Here is a 22,645-nt window from a genome sequence, read left to right as displayed (position 1 = left end):
ATCAATCGTCCTCGTTCAGTGGGAGGGTTTCCAGCCGCGCCGCTTCCTGCAGCGCGGCGTGTTCTTCCGATGGCAGGCGAATACAGGCGAGAATGCGGGCGAACAGCGCCTTGCGGCCGTCCATATAGGCCCGCTGTTCCGGCGTCACGTCGCCCGGCGGCGCCTGGTACATGCCGCAGTCCGCGGCGAGGTCTGCCAGCACCGTCTCACCGTCCGGGCATAAAAAAACGGCCCGATAGGACCGTTCCAGCTGTCGTGCCTGCGCCTGCCGCCCGCGCACACGCCGCTTGAGGCTATGCCACATTGCTGCCTCCCGGCCCGCCCGCCTGCGCGCCACCGCCCGCCGCCTGGGCGGCCGCGAGCGCCTCTTCCAGACCGGCCCCCGCACCGCCGCCCTGCTCCGCGAGCAGCTTGGCCATAGGCGCACCGTCCTTTGCCATACGGGCCAGGCTTTCGCCGGCGGCCAGTTGCTGTTGCTGCGCCTGCTGCTGGGCCCGCTGCGCCCGGATTTCCTCCACCTCTTCCGGCCGGCGCAGCAGTTTCTGCGGCAGGCCGAGCGAGCGTTGCGCCAGCTTGCGCTCCTCGTCCTCGTCCAGCCAGTCGGCCGCTTCCGGATTGGTGCTAAGCGCCCCGTTGAGATACTGGCGGAAACTCGCCAGCCCCTCGAAATGACCTGCCTCGCGCATCTGGTCGATGGGTGCGGTCGACCGCACCGAGATTTCCGTCTCCGCGACGCTTTCCGGTGGCGCCAGCGGCGAGCCCTGCTCGAAGGCTCCGCGCCGGCCGAGAATGCCGATCTCCCGGTCGAACAGCACGCCGTGACCGGCCTGGATGTTGGTCGTGAACGGACCGATCATGTCCGCCTTCTCCTGGGCCCGGATCGTCGCTTCCGTCGCCGTGCGGCCGTTGCCGTCCAGCAGCGTCTGCCACAGGTCGCCGTAAAGCCCGAGCCTGAGCGCTTCCCGGATGCGGTCGATCTCGCCGAAAGCCGCTCCCGGATTCACCGTGTCGATCATCGCCCCGTAGAGCCTGCGCCCCTGCTCGTCGATCAGCCCCGGATTGACCCGGCCCGGATTGAGATCCAGAGGCCGCTCGTTCTTGTGGGTCGCCAGCGGCGGCCGCACCGCCTGGGCGCTGGCGACCAGACTGTCCTTCACCAGGCTCTGCAGCGACTTGATATCGCCCATCATCTTCGCCTGCGGCGGCGACCCGTAGGGCGACAGGCTGTCCCGGTCCCAGCGGCGCACCACTAGCGGATATTCGAAGAACCCGCCCTGACGGCAAATATGACCGCTGTCCTGTTCGAAATGGATGCTTTCGTAGAGCGAGCGCCTGACGTCCGCCGCCCCCGGATAGCCACCTTCCCGCCGCACGCACGCATGAACGAACACATAATCGTTGTTCCGCCGGCTCGCATCCTCCGCGTCCGCCCTCACCTTCTCCGACAGCTGGCCGTCATATTCCTTCGCCGCCTGCCAGGCCTTCAACGAGCGCACACGGAAGAAACCGCAGTCATTACCCTGCGCGTCGACGATCAGATAAACCTCGTGCAGCGGCACGTAGCGGTAGAAGACCGGGGTGCGGATGCTGGCAAGCTGCGCTTCGTTTTCCGCCGGAAAAAGAACACCCGTTCCAAGTTTCACCGTCGATACCAGAGACGACCGGTTCGCCAGTGCGAAGCCGGACTTGTCCGAATAACGGATCCGGAACAGGTGATCCCGGAGCGTCTCGAAATATTCCTGCTCCTCCGGCGTCGGCTCGGCGGCGAACGGATCGTCGAAGCCGATGCCGTGCCAGTTGAAGCCCTTGGGCATGGTCAGGCTTTCGATGCCCGACACCAGCCGGTCCAAAAGCCAGACGGCGGTGCCGTCGTAAAGCCTGCGCGAGCGTTCCCGCGCCGCCGACCGCTTCCACGCCGCCATCCCCGACACCTGCACGCCGGAGACGCTGTTGAACGCCCGGTCCAGGTCCGGCGCGGTATAGTCCACATAGTCGCGCCAGTCGTTTTCGTAGCCTTGGCGCTCGCCGCGAGCGGCGGCAAGCTCTCGTTTCAGATCGTCGACGACACCCATCACGCGCCACCCAGAACGGTCACGCCGCGCGAATACTGGCCATAGTTGGACACGCCCAGCGGACTGGTCAGCGTCGTCTTGGTCCGATTATAGGCCGCCGCCCGCCGCCGGGCCTCGTTCTTCTGCAAATTCGCCGCCTGCCGCTCCGGATCCGGTTTCCTCGGCGGCGGCGTTTCCTCCACCGTAGACGACTTGCTGCCACCAAACAGGCACATGGTTCACCTCGCATATTGAAATGGTTGAGTGGGAAAGGGGGCCGGAAAGGGCACAGCCTTGCCCCGCCCCGGGTTGTCATCCCGGGCGAACGTCAGTGAGACCCGGGACCCAGTATTCCGTGAAGTCAGTTGTTGAAACCGAGAGGCTCCGGGTTACTGGATCACCGATCGCGCTTCGTTTACTGGGGATGACGACCGAGAGCGGACGGCCTTATGTATCAAGAGCACCAAGTTCGCCGGTTCTCTACAATGCTTCGTATGAAGCCTTCTGAAGCCAAATCCTACAGTCAGACCATTCGAGGCTAGTTATTTACGCGCGTTGAGTAATGCCACGAGGCTCGCGAACTGAGTAGCCAACTCGCTACCGCCGGTCATGACATCGCTGCAATTGACCGTTATCCCTTAGGCTTTTAGGATTCGAAGCTAACTACGATGCTCTCATGGAAGCGAGCGCAGGAAACCGGAAGTACCAGCGTGGAGAAATAGGCAAACTTGTATCGACCATACTCAGAACCGCTACAGAACCTGTAACAAGCCGCCGAATTGCGCTCAAAATTGCGGAAATGCGGGGAGAAAACCCGAACGACCATAAGCATATGGTCAGGCTTACAAACAACATCTCTCGTGTCCTAGGGAACGATCGTTCTCAAGGGCGCGCTTCTTCTGAGAAAAATGGAAAGAGGTTGCAGTTGTGGTATTGCGGTAGCCGTGTACCGGCTACGCGCTGACTTTTTTCTTTTCTAAAATTCGCGGGTGGACCTTATATCCACGTTCGCGTGTAGCATTTTTTACGACCTCTTGGGCCTCACGTCGCTTTTGTTTTATTAATCTCTTCTCGGAGTCGCTGAAGTAAGGTGTCCCCATCTGCGAGGTCGGGGAGTTTGCTCCCCCATTCGGAGAGAAAAGCGCCTTCAATTTCAGTAAGGCAAACTGTCTCATGTCCTATCTCCTCGCGCCAAAACTCATCGATATCGGCACTATAAAGTGATCTAAGCACGCCTAACGTGTTATCTTCAACTGGAAACGGCTTATGCGCTCCATCTTTTGTGGCTAGCGATGTAGCCGAAATCACTACTCCACCATTCTCTACGATGTAACTTCGTAGCATGGCCAGCGTTCCACCGAAATGGAACATATCGTCAGCCAGGATATAGGCGTGCTCTTCGCTAACGTCACCCTCAAACTTAGCTTGCCAGACGAATCTCTGAAGATTCGTTAATTTTTTCCGTCCAGGTCTCGCGATTTGACCGATTTCTAGGTCAACTTCACAGTCTAAGATTTCAGCCAAGACTTGAGCAAATGCAAACGGCAACGCATTAGTCGGACGAGAATTTGGATTAAATTCGCCTGTTCCTGCGTCCCATTCAGGATGAGGAAACGCGATCTTAGGTGGCTTTTGTGTTCTTTCTAAGTCATCAATAACGCGGTCTATTGCATCATCGCTAATGCACTCATCAATTATTTCCAAAGCTGCATCAACATCGAATTTAGTTTTCGCACGATCATACCGATCTCTTTTTACCTTTGCCTCTTTTTCGGCAGTTTTGTATTGACCTAGCAAATTTAGATAATTTGTGTGGCCAATCACGTTTTTGGGATCGATAGACCTCCATGGCACCCTATAATGCGGCCCACGCTTGGGTGGCACTTGCGGATTTTGTGAATGTGCCATGCGATTTTCTAAATGGAATCGATTTGAAGCGAAGTTGAGGACGCTATATACCAATGATTGTTACATTTACTCAACTACTCCGCTGCTAATACCCTTTCCATACACGATTGACCGCATGAGTCATTTCTAAGCCCAGCGTGCGTCCCGCAAGCGCAACGTTGCTATTGTGGTGATGCTCGTCAGCCATGCGGCTGGCCTGCATGCTATACGCCTAGGCTCTCCAGCCAGCGGTGTGAAGTGTCATACTCCGTATGGGTCAACACCTGCTGACAACGGCAATTATCACTGGTACGCATTTGACCAACACCCTTTATAAGGGTACTAGAATTGCGCTTCAATCGAGAGGAATTAACATGCGCAACGGACTTTATAGCGTACACTTTCAGACCCAAGCTGGAGTGGGAACTGGTGTTATTTACGCCCGAGACGGCAAGATTTGGGGCGGAGATGCCGGGCTGTACTACACCGGCACTTATGACGTCGATGGCGACAATATGACCGCTACTGTTGTGACAAATCGACATACGCAAATTGGAAACATCGTCTCAGTATTTGGCATTGATAAAGTCACAATCAATTTAGTTGGACAGTCAAACGGAGATTCTATCGCCTGCAAAGGAACTTCGCCGCAAGCTCCTGGAGTTAACTTCACTGCTAACCTGACCCGGTTAAGCGATTAGAATTTGCCAACTAAGTCTTGAAGAGTTTCAGCGGCAGTAGAACCGAAGTGCACTTTATCCTTCTGATTTTGATTTTCTCAGTTAAATCAAAGCTGCACAGCCATTTGAGACTCCATTTCCCTCTTTCAGGCGGAGAGGGAAATGGAAGATACCGCCTAAATACTCTCCTCGCCCCGCACCCACGCATAAACGACAAAATCCTCACCATTCCGCCCATACGCCCTGAGCACCCCTTCCCGCCGCGCGCCCAGGCTTTCGAGCCAGCGATGTGAGATGTCATGCTCCGTATGGGTGACGACCTGCATCCGCCGGCAGTCCTTGCGGACCCGGTCCCTGATGGAATTGACATGCCGGGTCATGACCGGCACGGCGCGCCGGAAGCGCTCGGTTCCGAACGCCCAGGCCTGCCAGTGGTCCGGGTCGAACGGCGAGACATAGCTGAAGCCGTAGGCCGCCACCGGCTGGCCTTTCAGCCATACCGACCAGGCCATGCCCGGCACCGAATGCTCCATGGCACAGATGGCAAGCGCCCGCGTGTCCCAGTGCTTCCACAGGCAGGAGATCTCGCGCAGGTCCGCGGCCCGCATATTGGCCGCGATATAAGACGCATCGCGCACGCACAAATCGCGGATCACCAGTCGGCCAGCGGGTCTTCCATCGGCGCGCTCCGGCTTTTCGCTTGCATCTTGACCGCCCGCTTCAGCATTGCCCTGTCCCGCCATCCCCATGCCATCACCATCGCGTCGGCCTCGTCAGGAGACGCGCCGGTCCGCTTTCTGATGTCCTCTTTGCTTTCGATCAGGATCTTGTTGCCGCGTGCCAGCCATCGCGACGCTGTCAACTGTGCCTTGACCACGCTCGACCGCCGGATCGCGATCCCCGCTCCGCTGGTCGGATGCAGTGCCTCGCGAAAACGCCAGTAAAGCTGGGCCCGAAGATTATAGAACGGCATCCGGCTGTCGGCCGCCGCTTCTCCCGAATGCTCCGAGAACACGCATTTTTCCACCGGCACACCGTTCTCGCGAGATAAAAACCCGACCGTATCGCCGCCCCAGCCGCCGGTGCAGTCGACCACGATCAGCGCCCCGTCGCGCCGTTCCCGGATCACCAGCGCACCGACTTCCGCCCCGTCGCGGGTGTCCGCGCCCCGGCGCACGATATTGGCCTCGAACCGCCGCCCGTGAAGCGGCGCCAGCACCGTCTTGTCCTTGCCACCCTGAGCGACATCGACACCGATCACGTCCATGGGCAGGCCCGCATCCACACCCTGGTCGTAGCGCTGGAAAGCAAGCTCCACCCATTCTGATGGGATCACCTGCCAGTCGTGATCCTGACGCGCGGCCACGAAATCGCCGGTCTTGAGCGCGGTGCGCATCGGTTCCGGCATCTGGTCGATCTGGGCCTCATAGTCCTTGCCCAGGTACTTGTTGTCGCCCATGCGTGCTGGAATGAAGGTCCGGCTCTTGGGTGTCCGGAACTCGCCCTCGATCTCCACCGGCTCCGGCCCGTCCACCCAGACCGTGCGGATCGCATCCCCGTCGTCGATAAAGACGGCCCACAGCAACTCGCCCGGCTGAGCCGCACCGTAAAGCGGATGCAACGGGTCCAGCCAGGGGCCGAACCACTCCAGCAGATAATCCCCTTCGCCACCAAGCGGCGGGTTGCTGGCAATCAGCCCCCGGCAGCGCTGACCGGGCCGTGTGCTCCGGTTCCAGCCGAGCACGAAGATGATCTTGCGCGGATCGAGTTGCGCGCCCTCATCGAAAGCCTTCAGGTCGTGGTCGACGCCCTGCCAGTCCTCTTCCGAGCCCGGCATGCCCAGATGACCGAATTCGATGATCCGGTCGTCAGGCCCGATCCAGCGCGGCGGCGCGCCGGTGATCCGGCCGAGCCCAGCTTCGCGCATGATCGCGTTCATGCGCAGGATTAGGCCTTTCAGCGAGGTCAGGTTACGCCGGAAGATCGCCGCCTTGTGGTGTGCGAACAGCGCCAGTCCCGCGATCAGGTCGGTCTTGCCGCCCCCCGCCGCCCCTCCGTAAAGCGTCAGGTCGGCGAGCGAGAAATACCCTTCCGTCTGCGGCCCTTCCTGCGGCTGCCAGTGGGCGAACTGGTCCAGCACGCCCGCTTCGTCCAGCCCCGTCTGCAGCGCCAGCCGGTCACCTGGAGCCATGGCGTCGATCTTCGCGATCAATGCCTCAAGCGTCGTCGCCATCCGTCCACCGTTCGTATTCGGCCTGCGCCATCAGCGCCATCATCGACAAGGCGATTTCTCCGGTCGGTCGTGGCTTCACCGTCTGTTTCGCCGGCGTCTGGTCGGCCGCCACCGTTTCGGAACGCGTCTCCTGCCGGTCCCGCCAGCCTGCCCGGTTCTTCATGTTGAACATCCAGGCGGTGGCGCTGAACTTCGCGATTTCGCCTTTCGCCCCCTGAAGTCCGAGCTGCTCCCACACCAGCAGTCCCTCGCGGGCTGCGGCCTCCAGCTTTTCCGCTTGAAAATCTTCCGGATAGGCCTTGGCGTAATGGCGGATCGTTCGGGCGCTCGCCTCCGGGAAACAGTCCATGGAAAACCCCTGACGGATATGGTCGCAGAACCGCGCGCAGGCCTCCTTGCGCGCCTTGGACGTCTTCCATTTGCCCGTATCGTCGTAGCCTTCAGGCTCTGACATCTCTTCACCCATTCAGGAATGTAACCCTCATGCCGCCGCCCGTTGCACCAAAGCAGCCAGTTCGTCATCGTCGATTGCAGAAGGAAGGCACAGGAACCGACCTGTTTCGCCGTTGAAGAGATCCGCGCCCGTCCTGCCGCAGCCGGCACTGAGCGTACTGATGACCGCCTCAAATGGCGTGACCGTTCGAGTCAATTGCAGCTGTCCGGCCTCGGCGATCGTCATGGATCCATCCGCTCGCCAGGTGACGCCAACGGTGGTTTCCTGGCCGAGCCCTGCTGCCAGACCTGCCGACCCGTAGACACCGCCAACGGCATAGAGAATGGTCAACTGATCGGAAGCGTTCTTTGCCAGGGCCAGCCGATTGTCGATGTCAGAGGCGACCTCGAAGGCCCGGGCGTAATCCGCTGCACTCGCCCGCAAGGTGCCGCGCCAGACCACAGTGAACCCGGTTACCGACGGATTGACCCCGAGACCTATGTCAGCCGCGTCGAAAATCATCCTGTCAGCCGCTGTCGTGCCGACACCCGGTGGCATCTGATAAGCCGTTTTCGTCAGTTGCGGCAGCGCATATTCGAAGACGCAGTTCCAGCTTTCCCCGACCTCGAGATTGACCCCCATCTGGAACTTCACCACAGCCGAGGTGCCGTCATTCTGCCCGGAGAGGAAAACCTTCTGCTCCCCGGGAGAAAGGTCGATCAGATCCAGGGTCCTGAAATCCGAAGATCCCTCAAGCTGCGCCTGAATCGCCCCTGCCGCGCCCGAATGGGAGATGAGGTTCAGCCGCACCTGGGCAGACCAGTCGTCCCCAGCCGAACTCGCGACATTGGCTACGAACCACAGGCGCGGATAGGTCACCGCTGCTACGGTGCCCTTGGTCAGGCTGACGGTGACCCAGGTCAGGCCGTCGGCTCTTGTTTCGACGGAAAGCACCTCGACTGTACTTATATTGCCGGTCCCGCTTCCGGTGGGCAGACTCCCGCCGGAACCGACCACGCCGACGGCCGCGCCGGCGGCCATCGGATCGACCACCTCGTTGGTCCAACCCTCATTGTGACAGTATCCGACGCCGGAGAGGATCGCTGGCTCTTCCGCCGCAAACGGCACCAGAGTTCCGAACGCATCCTCACCGTAGCGCGTGTTTGTACGGGTGAAGGCCGAAGCCACTGCATCCGGCGCGGGCACTTGCATGTAATTCACCCGTGCCAGAACATCGGTAAATCGGAAATCCGCCGGCGCGTCCGCCACATAACGGCTGCGCTTCGGTCCGAACCGCAGTCCCATGGCCGGTCCTGGCCGGCCGAAAACAAGACCGGTCATGGATCAGCTCCGCAGGACCACAACACGCGCCGGGCTGGTCGCAGCCCGCACATAGACCTTGTCGCTCGCGACCAGGCCGGTCAGCGAAACCGGCTCGCACGGCGCGCCTTCCAGAAACGGCGCCGTCAGCGCCGGTGCAGCACTCCCGACATGGACCGCAAACCGTTCCCGGCCGTTGGTGGCCACCGTCACGAATTCCGACCCGCTCGCCACCTCGGTCCAGCCGTCGCTGGTCACGCTGAAGTCAATCGTCTCGCTCATTGGATCTCCGCCTTTTCTTTCAGCCGGCAATAGGCCTCGAGCCCGTTGAGACGGCCACGCGCGTTCCTGCGGGCAATCTCCATGCCCCGCTCCAGATCGAACCCGTCCGGGTCGCCCGCGATGGAAAACCCGTGCGCCTGGTAGCCGAAGCCCGTCACCAGCACACAACCGACCACCGTCGATCCCGGATAATGATGAAAAATCTCCCGTTCGATCATCTGCTCGATCTCATTCTCATTGGCCCGCATGACCTGTTTCCCTTTTCCAATAAAAAAGGACCGCCGAAGCGATCCTTCAGATTGCTATTGCTGCTTCTCGCCCGAAGAGAAGAATACCGAAGCCTACGCCTCCCCCTCGGCCGTCTCCCCGGCCTCGAGCCGGGGCCACCTCATTTCCAGAGCGAAACGTGTGAGGCACTGCCCTGCCCGCCACTCAGATGTCGTCCCAGCGCAGGCTGGGACCCAGTATTCCATGAGCCTGGTTGTTTGAGCCGAAAGCTTGCAGCCTATCGAGCCCTGCCTCCAGATCGGCCTGTCGAGTGGCGCAGTTCTCCAGGATACCGTTTATGAGTGCGGTTCTGCCCCCTTTTGACGAAGGTGTCGAGGGGTTGCGGAATGCATGGAAATGCAATCTAGACAGAGCCTTGGCAAAAGCCGTTTCGGTTCAACGAAGTTGCGGCTGATCACCGTTGTGCGCTTCCGGTCGAAAATATTTCCAGCCTTGGAAAAGGTACCTATATGTCAATATAAAGCTGAGTTGATCCCTCGATCAGTCACCAATGCAGAGGCTATGATCAGATGAGAATGGGCGAGGCCTTCAAGATCGCGTTTCTTCCGCGCACGGGAACGGCGATCTATTTGGGGATTATCGCGACCATGTTTCTCACCGAATATTTGTTCATCGAGCCATTTGCGCCTTTGAACGTCTTCGCCCTCACGCTCGGGTTTATGACGGCAGCGCTCGGCTTGAAGCTCTTCGCCGGCGCGATGTTTGGCATTTTCGTTGGCTCCGCGGGCGATGATCTGCCGCGCGGATCAATGCTGCTCCTTGGAATGCTTTTCCAGGTTTGCGCGCTGTTTTTGATGGCACCAATGTTGATCGAAGCTGGCCGGATGTACGCCATTCCGTTTGAGTGAGATCGACCTCAGAATAAGAAGCATTCTCAATCAAACGGATGGTTTAAGGCGTCCGGGTCTCCTCACTCACCCTGTCCCCGATCCTTCCTCGATCTCCGCCCCGAGCAGCTTGCGCCGGCGCTTCTCCGCCTGCGCCTTCGCCCAGGCCGGATCGAAGTTTTTCGGATCGAATGGCCCCGGCTCGAAGTTGCGCCAGTGCGTGGCGCATTTCTCCAAGGTACCGTTGATAGGTGCGGGTTTTGCCCCCTTTTGACGAAGATGTCGAGGGTCCGGGGCCTGCACGGGAACGCGGTCTAGACGCAGCTTTTCCGAAAGCCGTTTCAGTTCAATCGAGTTGCGGCTGATCACCGTTGTGCGCTTCCAGCCGAAATTGTTGCACACCTTGGAGAAGCTGACGCCGGTCGCCGCACTCAGCACCTGGAATTGCAGCGCGCAGCGGCTCTCCTGATCCTCGATCAACTCATACCAGGTGATCGCTTCCTCCGCGCGCGCCACCTCCGCCGGGCTTGCCGTCCGCCGGGGTTTGCGCATCTTGCCCGCATAATCGCGCTGCCACTCCGGCCACAGTGTCCGCAGCCGCTTGTGCCCGTCGCGACGCGTGGTAATCGCGATCACCTCCGCCGCCTCGATCAGCCGGGCCAGCACGGTTTCCGGGGTCCATATGGTCAAATCGATCTCTCCATTGTCGTGTTTAATTAATACTGGCCGCGCGCATTCAGGCCGCCATCTCGCCTCCCGCCGCCAGCCGGTCCATCTCGTAGGAAAGCAGCACGGTCATCGCCTTGGTCGGCGCCTTCGGGTCGGTCTTCCGGGCGACCGCCTGCAAGGCGTCCAGGTCGATACGATCGAACAGAGCGACGAAATCGGCCCGATCCGCCAGGTCCGACCGGTTCAGCACCAGCCAGGAGACGGCGGTGAAGCAGCGGGCAGACCAGTTGCCCCGGTTTTTCCCCGCATTGATCAGACCGAACACCAGGCGCAGGTGGTCTTCGCCGTTCTTCTTCAAAAGCGTATGGCAGGTCCGGCGCGCCTTCGACTGGTGTGCCCCGGTGATCCGCCGCTCGAAGCTGATGAAATGGACGCCGAATTCCCCGGCAATCCGGTCCACATGTCCTCCTGAAGCCATCAGGCACCTCCTTTTTGAAGTTTCGCGAAGGCGGCTTCGGCCCGCTCCCGGGCGCTCATCCGCCTGTGTTTTTGAGGTTTTGCAGGTTCCGCCGCCACAAGTGGTCCGTCCGGCCCCCTGCAGAGTTTCCTTTGCGACGCCACCACCCGCTGAAGCACCCGCAGTTCCATCGTCAGCAAACGATTACGCGCGCTCTGCAGGGCAAGCTCGGCCTCTATCCCAGCCCCGGCTCGTTCGGCTCGGCGCCGGCAGATCTCCACCCGTCGCCGGGCTTCCTCGATCTGGTCCTGGATTTCCGTCATTCGCATCCCCACTTGTCCGAACCTTCGTTGCGGCTCCGGCGCGCAAGTCCCCAGGTGAAACAATAAACGGCGAGCACAAGGTCCACTCCTGTGGGCATGACGGCGAGCAACCTAAGCAAGTCCATTCAGGCCGCCTTCGAAAAGGACGAGCGCGTCCCATATTCGTCTTTTCGCCAGTCAGTCTTCCTTGCATGAAAATGCCCGATCCCGGTCGCATGCACGCAACCACGGCGGTATGATTGAGATCGAATCAACTTCGGAGTTTCCGAATGCGGAGTATTTTGGTGATCGCCGCGCTGGTCGCCTTGCTGTGGCCAGCAACCGTCTTCGCAGCCGGTTCGGAACGCTCCGATTGCGCCACGATCCAGGACAATGCCGCGCGCCTTGACTGCTACGACAGCCTTTCTGGCGCGCCCGGAAAGGCACTGCAGCCCCGCAACGGAAACTGGAATGTCACCCGGTCGCAAGATGGAAAATCCGTCCTTCTTTCCACCCGCGCCCTTGGGCCGAACGTCAAGGCTTTCGGCGGTGTTATTTCGGATCTCGACCTGTCTTGTACCGGCATGGAGACATTTGTCATGCTCCGTTATCCGCCCGAGGTTCCGGAGGATCGGATCGGAGAACAACTGTTCTTGGACTACGCGATCGATGACACAAGAACCGGCAGTTTTTTCGCTCAGTATGGACGCGGGAGTACGACCCTTAGTAGGGATGGCAGCGACGCCCAGAACTTCATCCTGCAGTTGGCGTATGGCAAACGCCTTGTGATCTGGCAGGGAGACAAAGCAGATCCGGTTTTCCTTGCCGAATACGCGATCGAGGAGCTTGCGGATGCTATCCCGCCGCTGATGAATGCCTGCAACTGGCCAGCATGGACGCGGGCCTCTCTGGGAACGGACTGGATAGGAGACGGCCAGGAAGGCTTTGCGTCGATCCCTGGCGTCTATTCCGCCTGGTCTCATAATGCCGCGGGCAACACCTTTGGATTTCAGTGCAGAGAAAACGAGTGGACGGTCGTCTTCGCCCCGTTTGACGATACGGTCCCGCAACAACCGCTCAAGGCCACTTTGTCCCTCGATGGAAGGAAAGTCGGCGCGCTGAACATCAGTCCGAATCCCGCCGACGGGATCTTTCTCGGCCCACCGGCAGACAGCGATACGCGCGAAATCGTCCGCGCGCTTCAGGGCGGCAAGGAAATCGAATTGAAAGTTCAACTGAAGAGACGCGAAACCCGAAGCTTCACGTTCCCGGCATTCGGACTGGAGACTGTCATCGCATCCTTCCAGGACCATTGCGCCTTGTGACGGCGACACCCTACCGACGACAGACTTTTCGGCCGTGCATGCCTCGTTCATTTTGCACTCCTTGTAAAAGCCAGTTGCAGCGAAAGCTTTCGAACAGCCCCACTGCTTGACCGCCGCAAAGAAATTACGCATATTCGTACGATCGGAACTGCAATTCGCCTATCTCATTGACGCAAACCCATCCATCTTTGGACGCAGACCTCCAACTCGCAATCTCTGCTAACTCCCGAGAAATTATTCAATACCCAGGCTATCCAGCATCAGATTTACCACCTGCCGATCAGATTGTACGTAATTTCGTACATTTACGCTTCTCCTATGTCAACGTAGACACCATACGTTTTTTCTGTTAATTACGTACATTGTTTGGAAAAAGGTGCACGCATGCCATGGACGCAGACACGGATATTCCGGCCCGTCTGACCGCCCTCAAGGATCAGAGCGGCCTCTCGCTACGGGAAATCGCGCGACGGATGGGCTATCGCAACGCCTCGTCCATCCAGCGCTATTTCAGCGCCGATTTCGTGAAGCCGTCCCTGCCGGCGGATTTCGTCGCCAAGCTGCTGCCCGTGCTGGAAGGCCAGGGCGATCCGCCGATCACCCGCGAGCAGATCCTGGACCTTGCCCCCACCCTCGTCACCGAATTCGATATAGCCCCCACCAGAACCAGTCCAAAAGCTCTTGAAATCAAGGGAGAAGTCGCAGCCGGGCTGTGGATGGAAGCAGGTCTGTTCGAGACCGAGCAATCGGAAGAGTCCACCCTTGCCGGTGGTGACTGTCGGTTTCCGCCCAACGCCCAGTATCTTCTGCGCATACGCGGCGAGAGCATGAACCGGATCGCCCGGGACGGCGACCTCATCCTCTGCCTCGACTTCATGCAGGCGGGCATTGAACTCAAGTCCGGCGACGTCGCTGTCGTCGAACGCTCAAGGGACGGCGGCCATACGATAGAGCGTACGGCCAAGCGTGTCGTCCGTCATAAGAACCGGATCGAGCTGAGGCCGGAATCCAATGATCCGCGCTTTCAGGATCCGATCATCTTCAACGACCACAGCGAGGAAGCCGCCGAAGTCCGCATCATCGCCAAGGTCCTGAGCGTCATACGTCCGGTCGAATAACAAGAACCCGAGGGGGAACCATTGTATTTTCTCGCATTTTCCGCCGCAAAGCTACTCGACCCGGTCGGGATGATCATCTGCCTTGTCTGCCTGTTTTCCACCCGGCTTGGCCCGGTCTATCTGCGCGCGATCATCGCGATCACCGTGTCTACGCTGATAACCGCCGCCATACTGGGCAACATTCACATCACCACGGGATTTACCGACGAACTCCCCCACAGTTTCGTCGGCGCCATTATCCAGACCGCCGCTTCCTGGTTGCTCTTCCTGCTTTATCGGAAATGGAAAAATGCGAAAAACAATCCGCTCGATAATACGAGCAACTAAGCTCTTTCTGGCAGTCGTGGCCTTCTCCACCCCCGCGCCGGCTGTCACCAACACTACGATCGAGGCAATCGCCACGCTCGAACCGGGCAACATCGATGCCTGCAGCGGGCCGTTCTATATCATTCAACGAAAGGCCGGAGAAACCGACACGGTCCTGAGGCCCCCCTTCCAAGATCTTTTCGACGCATTTCTGCTAATGGACAACACGGTTGCGGCCTATTTCAAGTCACGTCGTCTCACCCTCGACCGGACGGAATTCCATAGTGTCGATCCAGACTACAATCCGTTCAAGAACGGCGACCTTGTCGGCTACGAAGAGCTCGTGGATCTTTTCATGGACGCTCATAACGCCACGGCCTTCGCGGCCATCAAGGCCGATATCGACTGGGAAATGCTTTCGATCCAGGTGATGGATCTGGAGCAGAGCTGCTGGTTCTAGTTGCCAGGAGAGGGAAGCCAACAACATACCGGCGACCCGCCTCAGACTAAACCACCGGATTGAACCGGTAATGCCCGGAGATCTGAAACTCGAACAGCCGATCTTCGAGCCGCGTGCCGGCGCCGATATTGTGAACCAGCAACGGCCTTGCTCCGTCCTTCGACCTGCGATGGGTGACAATCGCGATATGAGGCAGATTGCCGGGCAGCATCTGTGAGACGACATCGCCCGGTTGATAGTCTTCCGGATTGCCGCTGACAGCCAGCGCCGCCCCGTGTCGTTTGAAGAAGGCCTGGAGGTTCGGCACCCGCCGGTGGTCGATGTTCCGGTCCGGGTCTTTGAGCCCCCAGATTGTCGGATAGGCAGCAAAATGGGCCTTCATGTCCCTGTTGACTTCCCTTTGAAGGTCAAAGCCGAAGGCATCGCGATAGGCGCGCACGACCACATCGGTACAAACGCCCCGCTCGCGCGGGATATCGCCATTCGGAAACGGCAGGGAAACATAGGAGGGATCATAGGTCACCGTCTCTCCGATCTGGCTTTCAGCCGCGGCAATCAGCTTTGCCGCCCAGGGCTCCGGTTGCTGCCAGCCGGTTTCAGCAGGTTCAGGTTCCGGAGGGGCAGAGGGTCCGGCGAACGTCGATTGCGCAACCTGAACCGCCGCCTGCATCCGGTAGGAAGGCACCGTAGCCGCTAGAAGGCCACCGCCAGCAAGGACACCGGATCCGATCAGAAATACCCGCCGCTTCATCCCGCTCCTCCTGAGAAGACGTACAGGATTAGAGACGGATTAGGACCTCATTGTGGTGGCAAGCGTCCCGCTCCCCGTAATCCGCAACAGGCGGACCGCTCGATACGATCGAGCACTCGAATGGGCTGCGAGAACGCGCCCATCGCACTAACTTACTTTTCAATACAGACGGTTAGCCGATAAATTTGAATCAGTTTCCAAGGAGGTCGCCACATCTGCACGCGACTTAAACTCGGCCGCCTGGCCTGTCGCGCCCCCACCGACCGACAGGCCGCGCAGAAATACGGCGATCGCATCGATATCCGCTGCCGTCAACACCCTCGGACGGTAGGGCGTGACCTTCCGGGTGGCCGGGTCCCAGGTGATTGGCGGCACCTCGCCCTTCGGCTTCGCCTCCGGCCTCCTGTTAAGCTGTGTCGCTGCCATCACACGGATCGCCTCTTCGAGGGGCGCAACCGAGCCGTTGTGAAAGTAAGGCGCGGTGTTGGCCACGTTGCGCAGAGACGGTACCCGCCACAGGGCCGGCCCGTCGTCGCCGTGCCGAGTTGAGGCCCCCGTCCGGCATCGGCGGCCTTCAGCGGCTCAAAGCCTGTGTCGCTTCCGCAGTTGTCAGCACGCCATTGGCGATCATGGAGAAATTGACCAGCGCGGCGTTATAGGCATCTTCTCCGGGTGCTGCGACCGCGTCCTTGACCACATAGACCTTGAAGCCGTTTTCCATCAGCGCGCGCATGTGGGAGTCCACGCACAGGTTGGCGACGAGACCGGCAAGAACCACGGTATCGATCCCCCGTGCCCTGAGCTGATAGATCAGATCGTTGCTTTCCGGTCCGTACATCTTGTGCGGCGCCACCACGATGGTTTCGCCGTCGTGGATATACGGCTTGTAGGGTGCATAGAAATCCGCCCCCGAACCTTCGAAGGCTTCGGCCGAAACCCGTTGCAACGCGCCCATGTCCAGGAGTTGGCGCTGCAGGGCGCCGGCACGGCTCCACGCCACATCGCCAGGAGTATAGACCAGCGGATCTACCGCCATTGTCATCTTCGCGGTCTTCGCCGCCTTCATCAGGGCCTCGATATTCGCGACCGTGTCCAGCTCTTTCATATTGTCGGCCAGCAGCCCGTAAAGCTTGCCGTCCTCGGCAAGAAAGTCGTTTTGCGGATCGGTGATCACCACCGCCGTGCGGGCCTTGTCGAAGCTCGGCAGGGTTTCCGCCGCGACCGCCGGTGCTGCGGCAGCGGCCAGGGCCAACGGAAGGCTCAGGGCGAGCGAGGCAAGAAGAGAATTCATGACAGTCAACCTTTCCGGTTCAGGTTCATCTTGGAACCGCCGACGGCAACTTGCATCCTGTCGGCGGCTTGTCCTGTCTAGGGGCCAGGATCCGCACACGATGCAGCAATTGCTCCACCCTTCAGAAACCCCGCCTGTTCGTCTTGGAGATTGTGTCGGATGGCGCCGATGCCGTTTTAAGACTTCGGAGAGATCGCCCTGCCAGAATAATTGTTCCCGAAACCATCGAAGGGGACGGTTATGGCGATTGACAGTCTCAATTTAGAGGACCTGCGCGCTGCAGCGGCGGAGATCGACCGATGCGCCTACAATCACGAGCAATGGTTCGACGCCTTGATCGGAACGCTCGTCTGCGGCCTGCCGCCGGACGGAGATGACCTGCGCGAAGACGCCCACCACCGATGTCGACTCGGCCAGTGGTACTTTTCCGGAAACGACGTCACGACCGCCCTTGCCAAACGGCCGGGTTTCCGCGAATTGGGTGCCGAGCACGAACGTATGCACACCCATGCCCGGAACATGCTACGCGCATTGGCTGCCCGGGAGGGAGTATCCCATAAGGAGTACCAGCATTTCGTCAGCGCCTTGAAGAATCTCCGTATGGAAATCGCCACGCTTCGCCAGGATATCGACGACACGCTCTATGCCATCGATCCTCTGACCGGCATACCCGGCCGCACTCATATGCTTTCCCAACTGCGCGAACACCAGGCGCTTGTTGAGCGGGGCGTCCAGGCCTGCTGTCTTGCCATGATGGACCTGGACAATTTCAAGATCGTCAACGACCGCTTCGGCCATCCTGCCGGAGACCGGGTTCTGATCTCTTTCGCCCGCCATATCGGACAGAACCTGCGGCCCTATGATGCCGTCTTCCGATATGGCGGCGAGGAATTTCTGATCGTCCTTCCCGACACGACCGATGTCGACGGACTGGCCGTCATCAAGCGACTTTGCAACACACTGGCGAAAGTGCCTCAGTTTGTGGGCGCCGATGATCCCATTTACGTCACCGCTTCCTTCGGCGTTGCCGGTCTCCAGCCGCGCGTCCCGGTGGAACGATCCATCGACCGCGCAGACAAGGCCCTTTATGCCGCCAAGACCGCGGGCAAAAACCGCTGCACCCTCTGGGAGGACGCCATGAATGCCGATACCTGACCGCCACCGGCGAGCGGTTACATCGTATCCAGTCGGTATTTCAGAAAGGTACTGCCGTCATAATCAACCTCTCCGACAAAGACGGCACCGAGCCTGTCCAGCCAGCGCCAGTGTTTTCTTGACGGCGGCAGAAGGAATGTGACGAAGGGTATGCGGTCGTCGCCGCGGGCAAAAGCGAGTGCCTTGGCTGCAATGCGCGCCCCGAATCCGAAACTTTCAGGCTTCAGAACCAGGCCGAAATCCCATTCGTCGCCTTCTCTTTGAAACCCGCCCCATCCCACATAGAAGCCGTGCCGAAGGATCGCCCAGTGACCAAGGCCATCCCGGTGCCAGCACGCCTCCTTGGCCGCAATGAAGGTATCGCAAGCCTGCCGGTCCCACGCGCCTTTCAGAAGCGGCATGTGCTCGCCGACACGCGGGTCTGACATATGAGCGATAATCTCATCGGGCGACACCTCGGTCAGCCGGACAAAAGCGATTTCGGACATGGAACGGGACATCGGAGGAACCGGGAGGCCTGGGAAGATGGAAGTGCGGTAAAGTTCCGTTCATATGGGAGACGAACCGTCGAACGAAAGGCTTCGTCCGCATGGCGATCGTCACGATTGCGCGAGTTGCTCCCGCGAACTTGCCCCGACACGCTCCAGATCGTCGTCGATATGCAGCCATTTGAGGCGTTCCGCCGCGTGGGCGTGAAGCTCCGGCGCCAGGCCGTCTGCCTGATCGAGAATACCGAGAGAGACAAAGACCTGGCCCGGCAGGTAATCGTAGCGCCCAGTGATCGGAGACCCGCAGGACGGGCAGAATGTGCGTTCCACCCCGGGATTGACAGCCACCTTGCGCCCCTCGGTCGGGCTGAACGTCACCGCCCCCTCGTCAAAAGCCGCGAACGCGGCAACCGGCGCACCGGAAACGCGCCGACAATCCGCACAATGGCAATAGGCAACGGTCCGTGGCTTCCCCGGCGCCTTGATCGTCGTCGCGCCGCAATAGCAACGCCCGGTGATTCCGTGCGCGCCGTCGTCGTTCTGCTGTGTCATGGGCTTTGCAAGTGTCCCGTGAGGTCTGGTGCGTTCTCCGACCGCACATTAACAGCCGGGCACGAGAGCGTCGAGGAACCCTCCGATATGAGTGCCGCAGTCCGCCCCGAAGCCGGTCTTGCCAGAGGCGCGACTTGCAGGTTGTGCAGCTTGTCCGCCATAACCCACAACTTTGGCAACTCCGGTCTCCTCGCTCCGGCCCGAATGAACAACCTCCTGAGGACTCACATCTGGCCGATTGGAAATGCGACACTGATGATGTGTCGCTTGCTCATAGGGTCAGCCCCCTGACGGGCTGGCGAGTCAGGGTTGCAAAGCCTCGCAAGGGGCGGGTGCGAGCCTCCCCGTCGGCTTTTGCCTTGTCAGCCGGAAAGCGTTCAAAAGCGAGCTTTTCAAACGACAGCTTTGCGCCTTCGAAGCAGCCGTTCATTACGCCCTGGCAAACGGTGCGCAAGGCGCAGAACAGCGAGTTAGCAGGCTCAGGGTTTGCGAATTCGTGGAAGATGAGCCGAGTTCTGCCACAAACCAAATTTATTGGGCTGCATCGAACAATTTCAGACTTTCAAGCAAGCCAGTTTAGGGATGCAGATCTGCATGCGATCCAGAGTCATATCAGCCCTCTTTTTATCACTTCTCCTTCCCCCCAATGCCCATGCGGCCTGCATCACGGGGAATGGCTCCAACTTTCTTTTGCAGGGTGATGAGGCGACGAACCCGGAACATGGGTTGACCTGGAAAAGATGCGCGATCGGAATGCGATGGGACGCAGGAGCGAAGATTTGTACCGGAGAGGCGCGCGGCCTCGGGCTGAACGAGGCGCTTGATTATGCGAGGAAGGAAGGGGAAGGTTGGCGCGTCCCGACCGGAGAAGAATTGGAAACCCTCCTCGTCGAGACGTGCGAAGGTCCGAAGATTGACGCCGTTGCTTTTCCCAATATTGCCGATTCCGACTTCGGCGAAGGAGCGGCGTTCTGGACATCGACAGAAGCGATACCTGACATGTTCTATTTCTTCGACTTCACCAACGGCTTTGCCGACATGCACAGTCAAGGCTTCAGTTTGTCAGTATTGCTCGTGAAAGACAGTACACGTTAGGAGCTGAAAGCATTGCCAACGGAGGCTGACGCCTTATCGCAGCCAAAACCAGACAATCTCCTTTCAGTCCCCATGCGGAGGCCTTTTCACCCCGGCAACACGATCCGAAAACACGCCCCCTTCCCCCCCGAATCCAAATCAATCGTCCCGCCATGGGCCTTCAGGAGCGCGCGGACGATGCCCAGGCCCATGCCGGTACCGCCCTCCTCGCGCCTTGTGGTGAAGAACAAGTCGAAGATCTGGTCCCGATTGCCCTCCGATATGCCGGCACCGTCGTCGCGGACGAGAAGCGTTAGTCCTTCCTCCGTCCGAACCGCTTCGAACGAGACCCGCCTTGCCCCGTGACGGGCGGAGTTGTCGATCAGATTTTCAAGGACGATCCGTGCGTTTTCCTCCGAAAGCGGCAAAGTGCATTCCACCGGACACACAATCTCCACCCCCTCGAACCGTCCGCCGATACCCTCAAGAACCTGCGTCAGCCGGCAGCTGCCACCGATCTCCACGCTGTCGGCCCGCGCCAGCGCCCTGAGCCGGGTGAGCAGCAGCGAGGCGCGTTCCGTATCTTCCAGAATGTTTTTCAGAAACCGCGCCCGTTCGGCTTCCGAAAGCGTATCGCCACCGTCGAGCAGAAGTTCCGCCGCTCCCTGGATGGAAGTCAGCGGCGACTTCAGCTCGTGCGACACATGGGTGGCGAAGGTGTTGATGTAGTCGTTGCGCTCGAACAGCTTGCGCGACATGTCGAGCAGGCTGGTCGACAGCGCATGGATTTCCCGGTTGCCGTGGATGGCGAGCGGCCGGATCGCATCCCGGTCGCCGTTGCCGATCCTGAGCGAGCGGGCCGTCAGTGCCCGGATCGGCCCGGCAATTCCGCGCAGGAAGATGAAGCCGACCAGGAACGTGGAACCGAGCACGAAGGCCAGCACCCCGAGCACCGCTTCCCGTTTCAGGTACATCTCCCGGAAGATGTTGCTCGGCGTGCGCGAGGAGTAGACCACACCGGCAACCCGGCCGTCGATCTCGATCGGCAGGGCCGTGAACACCCGAACGGAACTGCCCCGGCTGATGGAATAGATCGGCTGCGGATTGTTGACGACGCGCTCGCGCAATGCACTGCCGTAGCGGCCGGAAAGCGCTGTTTTCACTTCCGGCACCTCGGCAAAGGAAAGCCCGATATCGCCGCGTCCGGCGATCACCGTGCCGTTGAAATCGAGCACCCGGAAACCGGCCAGCGTCCGTCTCTGGGTTTCCCTGAGGACCGGGTCGAGCCAACGGCCCACGGCCGCATAGGTCGGATCGGCTGCAGTATCGGCCGCCTGTGGCCCCGGTCGCTTCGGCAGAACCCTGGTCTTCGCCAGGTCCAGTTGCGGTCTTATGGCCGCCCAGGGGCTATCCGAATCCCCGTCCTCATAAGACCGCACCCTGTGAAGAGGCACAACGGCACCGGTCTTTAGCTCCGCCCCGCCCAATTCGGTGAGCCGCTCGGCGGTGACCGCCGCAATCGCGGCACTCTGGGAAATCAGCTCCGCTTCCGTCGCCTGAATCAGTTCCGTTTCGTAGACCCGGAAGAAAACGATGCCCGCCAGCGGCACCACCAGCATGATGCCGAGCACGGTGGCAACGATCATGCTCAGCGGCGGCCGCCACTTATCCCGGAAAGACTGGAACATCTAAACGCACGCCCCGAGGCGGAAACCGACCCCGTGGACCGTTTCGATCGCATCGTCACAACCGGCCGCACTCATCTTGCCGCGTATGTTGCGGATATGGCTGTCGATGGTCCGGTCGGACACGTGGATGTTGTCCTTGTAAGCCCCTTGCAGGATCTGCTCGCGGGTGAACACCAACTGCGGTCGGGCGAGCAGCATGGCCAGGATGTTGAACTCGATCGCCGTCAGGTTGACCTGCGCACCTGCAAAGACGGCCCGGTGTTGTTCCCGCTCCATCTCCAGCCTGCCCCGGCTCAGCACGTCCGGCACTGGCGTCCCGCCGCCGTTATTGTATCGTTTCAGGATTGCCCCGATGCGGGCGATCAGCTCCCGCGGACTGAACGGCTTGGTGACATAGTCATCCGCGCCGATCTCCAGCCCGACGATCCGGTCGACCTCTTCGTCACGCGCCGACAGGAACAGGATCGGCACCTCGGAACTCTTGCGTATGTTCCGGCACACCTCCAGCCCGTCCATCTCCGGCAGACCTATGTCGAGCACGATCAGCGCCGGATCGCACTCCGCCGCCTTGCGCACCGCCGCCTCACCGTCCGCCGCGACCTCGTAAAGGTAGGAGGCCTTTTCCAGCGCAAAGCAGATCACGTCACGAATATGCGGATCGTCATCGACAACAAGAATGGTTCTGGCCCGCATCTATGTCCCTCTTGAAAGAATCCGCCCGTGCGCGGAACTTATACCAGTCACCGGCGATTGCAGCGAGGTGATGGCGCTCCTGTTCCCGGTGGTCATGCCGAACTTAGGTAAAGCGACATTCGCTCCTCAGTCCCTGTTGTCCTCGCGGCTCTCATCCGAAAGGACGACGCGTGTAGAGGGCAAGGCTTCGCCTCGCCCTCTGTTGTCATCCCGGGCGAACGTCAGTGAGACCCGGGACCCATATGTGGACGGCCCCGTGGTTGCAAGGTTGAAGTTCTCAGGTGTTCCGGATCGCTTGCGGTCATATGTACGGCC

28 protein-coding genes are annotated in these 22,645 nt (G+C 60.0%); 8 read left to right on the top strand and 20 right to left on the bottom strand.

Annotation, left to right across the window (positions count from 1 at the left end; genetic code table 11):
- Position 1: 1 nt before the first annotated feature.
- The 4 genes from ACN0SO_RS23300 to ACN0SO_RS23285 all read right to left on the bottom strand — a co-directional run bounded on the left by ACN0SO_RS23300 (position 2) and on the right by ACN0SO_RS23285 (position 3,959).
- Positions 2–304 carry a hypothetical protein gene (locus ACN0SO_RS23300; protein WP_417681621.1) on the bottom strand — a complete coding sequence of 101 codons (303 nt, stop codon included), beginning with the start codon at positions 302–304 and terminating at the stop codon, positions 2–4.
- Positions 294–2,072, bottom strand: a complete 1,779-nt coding sequence (locus ACN0SO_RS23295; RefSeq protein WP_417681619.1) for a portal protein — start codon at positions 2,070–2,072, stop codon at positions 294–296. Before ACN0SO_RS23295 ends, ACN0SO_RS23300 begins: the two co-directional genes overlap by 11 nt.
- Positions 2,072–2,287, bottom strand: a complete 216-nt coding sequence (locus ACN0SO_RS23290) for a hypothetical protein (protein ID WP_417681617.1) — start codon at positions 2,285–2,287, stop codon at positions 2,072–2,074. The genes ACN0SO_RS23295 and ACN0SO_RS23290 overlap by 1 nt, the downstream gene beginning before the upstream one ends.
- An 805-nt stretch (positions 2,288–3,092) precedes the next feature.
- On the bottom strand, positions 3,093–3,959 hold the full coding sequence (locus tag ACN0SO_RS23285) for a hypothetical protein (RefSeq protein ID WP_417681615.1): 867 nt from the start codon (positions 3,957–3,959) through the stop codon (positions 3,093–3,095).
- Positions 3,960–4,312: 353 nt separating this feature from the next.
- Here ACN0SO_RS23285 and ACN0SO_RS23280 point away from each other — a divergent pair, with 353 nt between their 5' ends.
- Positions 4,313–4,639 carry a hypothetical protein gene (locus ACN0SO_RS23280; RefSeq protein ID WP_417681613.1) on the top strand — a complete coding sequence of 109 codons (327 nt, stop codon included), beginning with the start codon at positions 4,313–4,315 and terminating at the stop codon, positions 4,637–4,639.
- Between the two features lie 155 nt (positions 4,640–4,794).
- On the opposite strand, the gene ACN0SO_RS23275 is transcribed toward ACN0SO_RS23280, so the two are convergent.
- Genes ACN0SO_RS23275 through ACN0SO_RS23250 form a run of 6 tightly spaced genes read right to left on the bottom strand, consistent with a single transcriptional unit; the run spans position 4,795 to position 9,134 of the window.
- On the bottom strand, positions 4,795–5,274 hold the full coding sequence (locus tag ACN0SO_RS23275) for a hypothetical protein (RefSeq protein WP_417681611.1): 480 nt from the start codon (positions 5,272–5,274) through the stop codon (positions 4,795–4,797).
- Positions 5,271–6,851 (bottom strand): hypothetical protein, encoded by a 1,581-nt coding sequence (locus tag ACN0SO_RS23270; RefSeq protein WP_417681610.1) that lies wholly within the window; start codon positions 6,849–6,851, stop codon positions 5,271–5,273. Before ACN0SO_RS23270 ends, ACN0SO_RS23275 begins: the two co-directional genes overlap by 4 nt.
- A complete protein-coding gene (locus ACN0SO_RS23265; protein WP_417681608.1) occupies positions 6,835–7,305 on the bottom strand; it encodes a hypothetical protein in 471 nt (156 codons plus the stop codon). The genes ACN0SO_RS23270 and ACN0SO_RS23265 overlap by 17 nt, the downstream gene beginning before the upstream one ends.
- Before the next feature lie 27 nt (positions 7,306–7,332).
- Positions 7,333–8,625, bottom strand: coding sequence for a hypothetical protein (locus tag ACN0SO_RS23260; RefSeq protein ID WP_417681606.1), 1,293 nt, complete (start codon positions 8,623–8,625; stop codon positions 7,333–7,335).
- Between the two features lie 3 nt (positions 8,626–8,628).
- On the bottom strand, positions 8,629–8,886 hold the full coding sequence (locus tag ACN0SO_RS23255) for a hypothetical protein (RefSeq protein ID WP_417681604.1): 258 nt from the start codon (positions 8,884–8,886) through the stop codon (positions 8,629–8,631).
- Positions 8,883–9,134 (bottom strand): Gp49 family protein, encoded by a 252-nt coding sequence (locus ACN0SO_RS23250; RefSeq protein ID WP_417681602.1) that lies wholly within the window; start codon positions 9,132–9,134, stop codon positions 8,883–8,885. Before ACN0SO_RS23250 ends, ACN0SO_RS23255 begins: the two co-directional genes overlap by 4 nt.
- A 555-nt stretch (positions 9,135–9,689) precedes the next feature.
- Here ACN0SO_RS23250 and ACN0SO_RS23245 point away from each other — a divergent pair.
- Complete coding sequence (locus ACN0SO_RS23245; RefSeq protein ID WP_417681601.1) at positions 9,690–10,022, top strand: hypothetical protein; 333 nt, start codon at positions 9,690–9,692, stop codon at positions 10,020–10,022.
- Between the two features lie 66 nt (positions 10,023–10,088).
- Here ACN0SO_RS23245 and ACN0SO_RS23240 read toward each other — a convergent pair whose 3' ends face one another.
- From ACN0SO_RS23240 to ACN0SO_RS23230, 3 genes are read right to left on the bottom strand one after another with little or no spacing between them, the layout of a single operon-like run.
- Positions 10,089–10,691 (bottom strand): DUF6362 family protein, encoded by a 603-nt coding sequence (locus ACN0SO_RS23240; RefSeq protein WP_417681599.1) that lies wholly within the window; start codon positions 10,689–10,691, stop codon positions 10,089–10,091.
- Between the two features lie 46 nt (positions 10,692–10,737).
- Complete coding sequence (locus tag ACN0SO_RS23235) at positions 10,738–11,148, bottom strand: hypothetical protein (protein ID WP_417681597.1); 411 nt, start codon at positions 11,146–11,148, stop codon at positions 10,738–10,740.
- Positions 11,148–11,450: a hypothetical protein gene (locus tag ACN0SO_RS23230; RefSeq protein ID WP_417681595.1), complete on the bottom strand. Its 303-nt coding sequence runs from the start codon at positions 11,448–11,450 to the stop codon at positions 11,148–11,150. Before ACN0SO_RS23230 ends, ACN0SO_RS23235 begins: the two co-directional genes overlap by 1 nt.
- A 269-nt stretch (positions 11,451–11,719) precedes the next feature.
- On the opposite strand from ACN0SO_RS23230, the gene ACN0SO_RS23225 reads away from it, so the two are divergent.
- From ACN0SO_RS23225 to ACN0SO_RS23210, 4 genes are all read left to right on the top strand, one after another.
- Complete coding sequence (locus ACN0SO_RS23225; protein WP_417681593.1) at positions 11,720–12,754, top strand: hypothetical protein; 1,035 nt, start codon at positions 11,720–11,722, stop codon at positions 12,752–12,754.
- Between the two features lie 389 nt (positions 12,755–13,143).
- Positions 13,144–13,872, top strand: coding sequence for a LexA family protein (locus tag ACN0SO_RS23220; RefSeq protein WP_417681591.1), 729 nt, complete (start codon positions 13,144–13,146; stop codon positions 13,870–13,872).
- Between the two features lie 21 nt (positions 13,873–13,893).
- Positions 13,894–14,199: a hypothetical protein gene (locus tag ACN0SO_RS23215; RefSeq protein WP_417681590.1), complete on the top strand. Its 306-nt coding sequence runs from the start codon at positions 13,894–13,896 to the stop codon at positions 14,197–14,199.
- Entirely contained in the window at positions 14,162–14,638 is a 477-nt protein-coding gene (locus ACN0SO_RS23210; protein WP_417681588.1) for a hypothetical protein, read from the top strand. The genes ACN0SO_RS23215 and ACN0SO_RS23210 overlap by 38 nt, the downstream gene beginning before the upstream one ends.
- A gap of 46 nt (positions 14,639–14,684) precedes the next feature.
- Here the strand turns inward: ACN0SO_RS23210 and ACN0SO_RS23205 are convergent, their stop codons facing one another.
- The 3 genes from ACN0SO_RS23205 to ACN0SO_RS23195 form a co-directional block, all read right to left on the bottom strand.
- Positions 14,685–15,389 carry a DUF1287 domain-containing protein gene (locus tag ACN0SO_RS23205; protein ID WP_417681586.1) on the bottom strand — a complete coding sequence of 235 codons (705 nt, stop codon included), beginning with the start codon at positions 15,387–15,389 and terminating at the stop codon, positions 14,685–14,687.
- A 159-nt stretch (positions 15,390–15,548) separates the two neighbouring features.
- Positions 15,549–15,815 carry a hypothetical protein gene (locus ACN0SO_RS23200; protein ID WP_417681584.1) on the bottom strand — a complete coding sequence of 89 codons (267 nt, stop codon included), beginning with the start codon at positions 15,813–15,815 and terminating at the stop codon, positions 15,549–15,551.
- 148 nt (positions 15,816–15,963) lie between these two features.
- Positions 15,964–16,680 carry an isochorismatase family cysteine hydrolase gene (locus tag ACN0SO_RS23195; protein ID WP_417681582.1) on the bottom strand — a complete coding sequence of 239 codons (717 nt, stop codon included), beginning with the start codon at positions 16,678–16,680 and terminating at the stop codon, positions 15,964–15,966.
- A gap of 240 nt (positions 16,681–16,920) precedes the next feature.
- Between ACN0SO_RS23195 and ACN0SO_RS23190 the strand changes: the two genes are divergently transcribed.
- The gene (locus ACN0SO_RS23190) at positions 16,921–17,835 is read left to right on the top strand and encodes a diguanylate cyclase (RefSeq protein ID WP_417681580.1); all 915 of its coding nucleotides are present in this window, start codon (positions 16,921–16,923) and stop codon (positions 17,833–17,835) included.
- 17 nt (positions 17,836–17,852) lie between these two features.
- Here the strand turns inward: ACN0SO_RS23190 and ACN0SO_RS23185 are convergent, their stop codons facing one another.
- Together ACN0SO_RS23185 and ACN0SO_RS23180 are read right to left on the bottom strand one after the other, a co-directional pair.
- On the bottom strand, positions 17,853–18,323 hold the full coding sequence (locus ACN0SO_RS23185) for a GNAT family N-acetyltransferase (RefSeq protein ID WP_417681578.1): 471 nt from the start codon (positions 18,321–18,323) through the stop codon (positions 17,853–17,855).
- A 111-nt stretch (positions 18,324–18,434) separates the two neighbouring features.
- Positions 18,435–18,875 (bottom strand): GFA family protein, encoded by a 441-nt coding sequence (locus ACN0SO_RS23180; RefSeq protein WP_417681577.1) that lies wholly within the window; start codon positions 18,873–18,875, stop codon positions 18,435–18,437.
- 594 nt (positions 18,876–19,469) lie between these two features.
- Between ACN0SO_RS23180 and ACN0SO_RS23175 the strand changes: the two genes are divergently transcribed.
- Positions 19,470–19,970 (top strand): DUF1566 domain-containing protein, encoded by a 501-nt coding sequence (locus ACN0SO_RS23175; protein WP_417681575.1) that lies wholly within the window; start codon positions 19,470–19,472, stop codon positions 19,968–19,970.
- An 86-nt stretch (positions 19,971–20,056) separates the two neighbouring features.
- Here ACN0SO_RS23175 and ACN0SO_RS23170 read toward each other — a convergent pair whose 3' ends face one another.
- Both ACN0SO_RS23170 and ACN0SO_RS23165 read right to left on the bottom strand, forming a co-directional pair.
- A complete protein-coding gene (locus ACN0SO_RS23170; RefSeq protein WP_417681573.1) occupies positions 20,057–21,637 on the bottom strand; it encodes a HAMP domain-containing sensor histidine kinase in 1,581 nt (526 codons plus the stop codon).
- Positions 21,638–22,330 (bottom strand): response regulator transcription factor, encoded by a 693-nt coding sequence (locus ACN0SO_RS23165; protein WP_417681571.1) that lies wholly within the window; start codon positions 22,328–22,330, stop codon positions 21,638–21,640.
- Positions 22,331–22,645 lie beyond the last annotated feature (315 nt).

This window comes from Roseibium sp. (genome assembly GCF_048260565.1).
In the GTDB taxonomy this organism is placed as follows: domain Bacteria; phylum Pseudomonadota; class Alphaproteobacteria; order Rhizobiales; family Stappiaceae; genus Roseibium.
Note: the sequence above shows the minus strand (reverse complement) of the source record. Positions and strands in the feature narration are given on the sequence as shown.

Bases quoted from the DNA above. Each gene is read 5' to 3' on its own strand.
- ACN0SO_RS23180 (WP_417681577.1), bottom strand. From the start codon at position 18,875: ATGACACAGCAGAACGACGACGGCGCGCACGGAATCACCGGGCGTTGC.
- ACN0SO_RS23280 (WP_417681613.1), top strand. From the start codon at position 4,313: ATGCGCAACGGACTTTATAGCGTACACTTTCAGACCCAAGCTGGAGTG.
- ACN0SO_RS23210 (WP_417681588.1), top strand. From the start codon at position 14,162: ATGCGAAAAACAATCCGCTCGATAATACGAGCAACTAAGCTCTTTCTG.
- ACN0SO_RS23235 (WP_417681597.1), bottom strand. From the start codon at position 11,148: ATGGCTTCAGGAGGACATGTGGACCGGATTGCCGGGGAATTCGGCGTC.
- ACN0SO_RS23175 (WP_417681575.1), top strand. From the start codon at position 19,470: ATGCGATCCAGAGTCATATCAGCCCTCTTTTTATCACTTCTCCTTCCC.
- ACN0SO_RS23190 (WP_417681580.1), top strand. From the start codon at position 16,921: ATGGCGATTGACAGTCTCAATTTAGAGGACCTGCGCGCTGCAGCGGCG.
- ACN0SO_RS23300 (WP_417681621.1), bottom strand. From the start codon at position 304: ATGTGGCATAGCCTCAAGCGGCGTGTGCGCGGGCGGCAGGCGCAGGCA.
- ACN0SO_RS23290 (WP_417681617.1), bottom strand. From the start codon at position 2,287: ATGTGCCTGTTTGGTGGCAGCAAGTCGTCTACGGTGGAGGAAACGCCG.
- ACN0SO_RS23250 (WP_417681602.1), bottom strand. From the start codon at position 9,134: ATGCGGGCCAATGAGAATGAGATCGAGCAGATGATCGAACGGGAGATT.
- ACN0SO_RS23255 (WP_417681604.1), bottom strand. From the start codon at position 8,886: ATGAGCGAGACGATTGACTTCAGCGTGACCAGCGACGGCTGGACCGAG.
- ACN0SO_RS23245 (WP_417681601.1), top strand. From the start codon at position 9,690: ATGGGCGAGGCCTTCAAGATCGCGTTTCTTCCGCGCACGGGAACGGCG.
- ACN0SO_RS23265 (WP_417681608.1), bottom strand. From the start codon at position 7,305: ATGTCAGAGCCTGAAGGCTACGACGATACGGGCAAATGGAAGACGTCC.
- ACN0SO_RS23225 (WP_417681593.1), top strand. From the start codon at position 11,720: ATGCGGAGTATTTTGGTGATCGCCGCGCTGGTCGCCTTGCTGTGGCCA.
- ACN0SO_RS23230 (WP_417681595.1), bottom strand. From the start codon at position 11,450: ATGACGGAAATCCAGGACCAGATCGAGGAAGCCCGGCGACGGGTGGAG.
- ACN0SO_RS23170 (WP_417681573.1), bottom strand. From the start codon at position 21,637: ATGTTCCAGTCTTTCCGGGATAAGTGGCGGCCGCCGCTGAGCATGATC.
- ACN0SO_RS23270 (WP_417681610.1), bottom strand. From the start codon at position 6,851: ATGGCGACGACGCTTGAGGCATTGATCGCGAAGATCGACGCCATGGCT.
- ACN0SO_RS23205 (WP_417681586.1), bottom strand. From the start codon at position 15,389: ATGAAGCGGCGGGTATTTCTGATCGGATCCGGTGTCCTTGCTGGCGGT.
- ACN0SO_RS23220 (WP_417681591.1), top strand. From the start codon at position 13,144: ATGGACGCAGACACGGATATTCCGGCCCGTCTGACCGCCCTCAAGGAT.
- ACN0SO_RS23295 (WP_417681619.1), bottom strand. From the start codon at position 2,072: ATGGGTGTCGTCGACGATCTGAAACGAGAGCTTGCCGCCGCTCGCGGC.
- ACN0SO_RS23165 (WP_417681571.1), bottom strand. From the start codon at position 22,330: ATGCGGGCCAGAACCATTCTTGTTGTCGATGACGATCCGCATATTCGT.
- ACN0SO_RS23195 (WP_417681582.1), bottom strand. From the start codon at position 16,680: ATGAATTCTCTTCTTGCCTCGCTCGCCCTGAGCCTTCCGTTGGCCCTG.
- ACN0SO_RS23185 (WP_417681578.1), bottom strand. From the start codon at position 18,323: ATGTCCGAAATCGCTTTTGTCCGGCTGACCGAGGTGTCGCCCGATGAG.
- ACN0SO_RS23285 (WP_417681615.1), bottom strand. From the start codon at position 3,959: ATGGCACATTCACAAAATCCGCAAGTGCCACCCAAGCGTGGGCCGCAT.
- ACN0SO_RS23260 (WP_417681606.1), bottom strand. From the start codon at position 8,625: ATGACCGGTCTTGTTTTCGGCCGGCCAGGACCGGCCATGGGACTGCGG.
- ACN0SO_RS23200 (WP_417681584.1), bottom strand. From the start codon at position 15,815: ATGGCAGCGACACAGCTTAACAGGAGGCCGGAGGCGAAGCCGAAGGGC.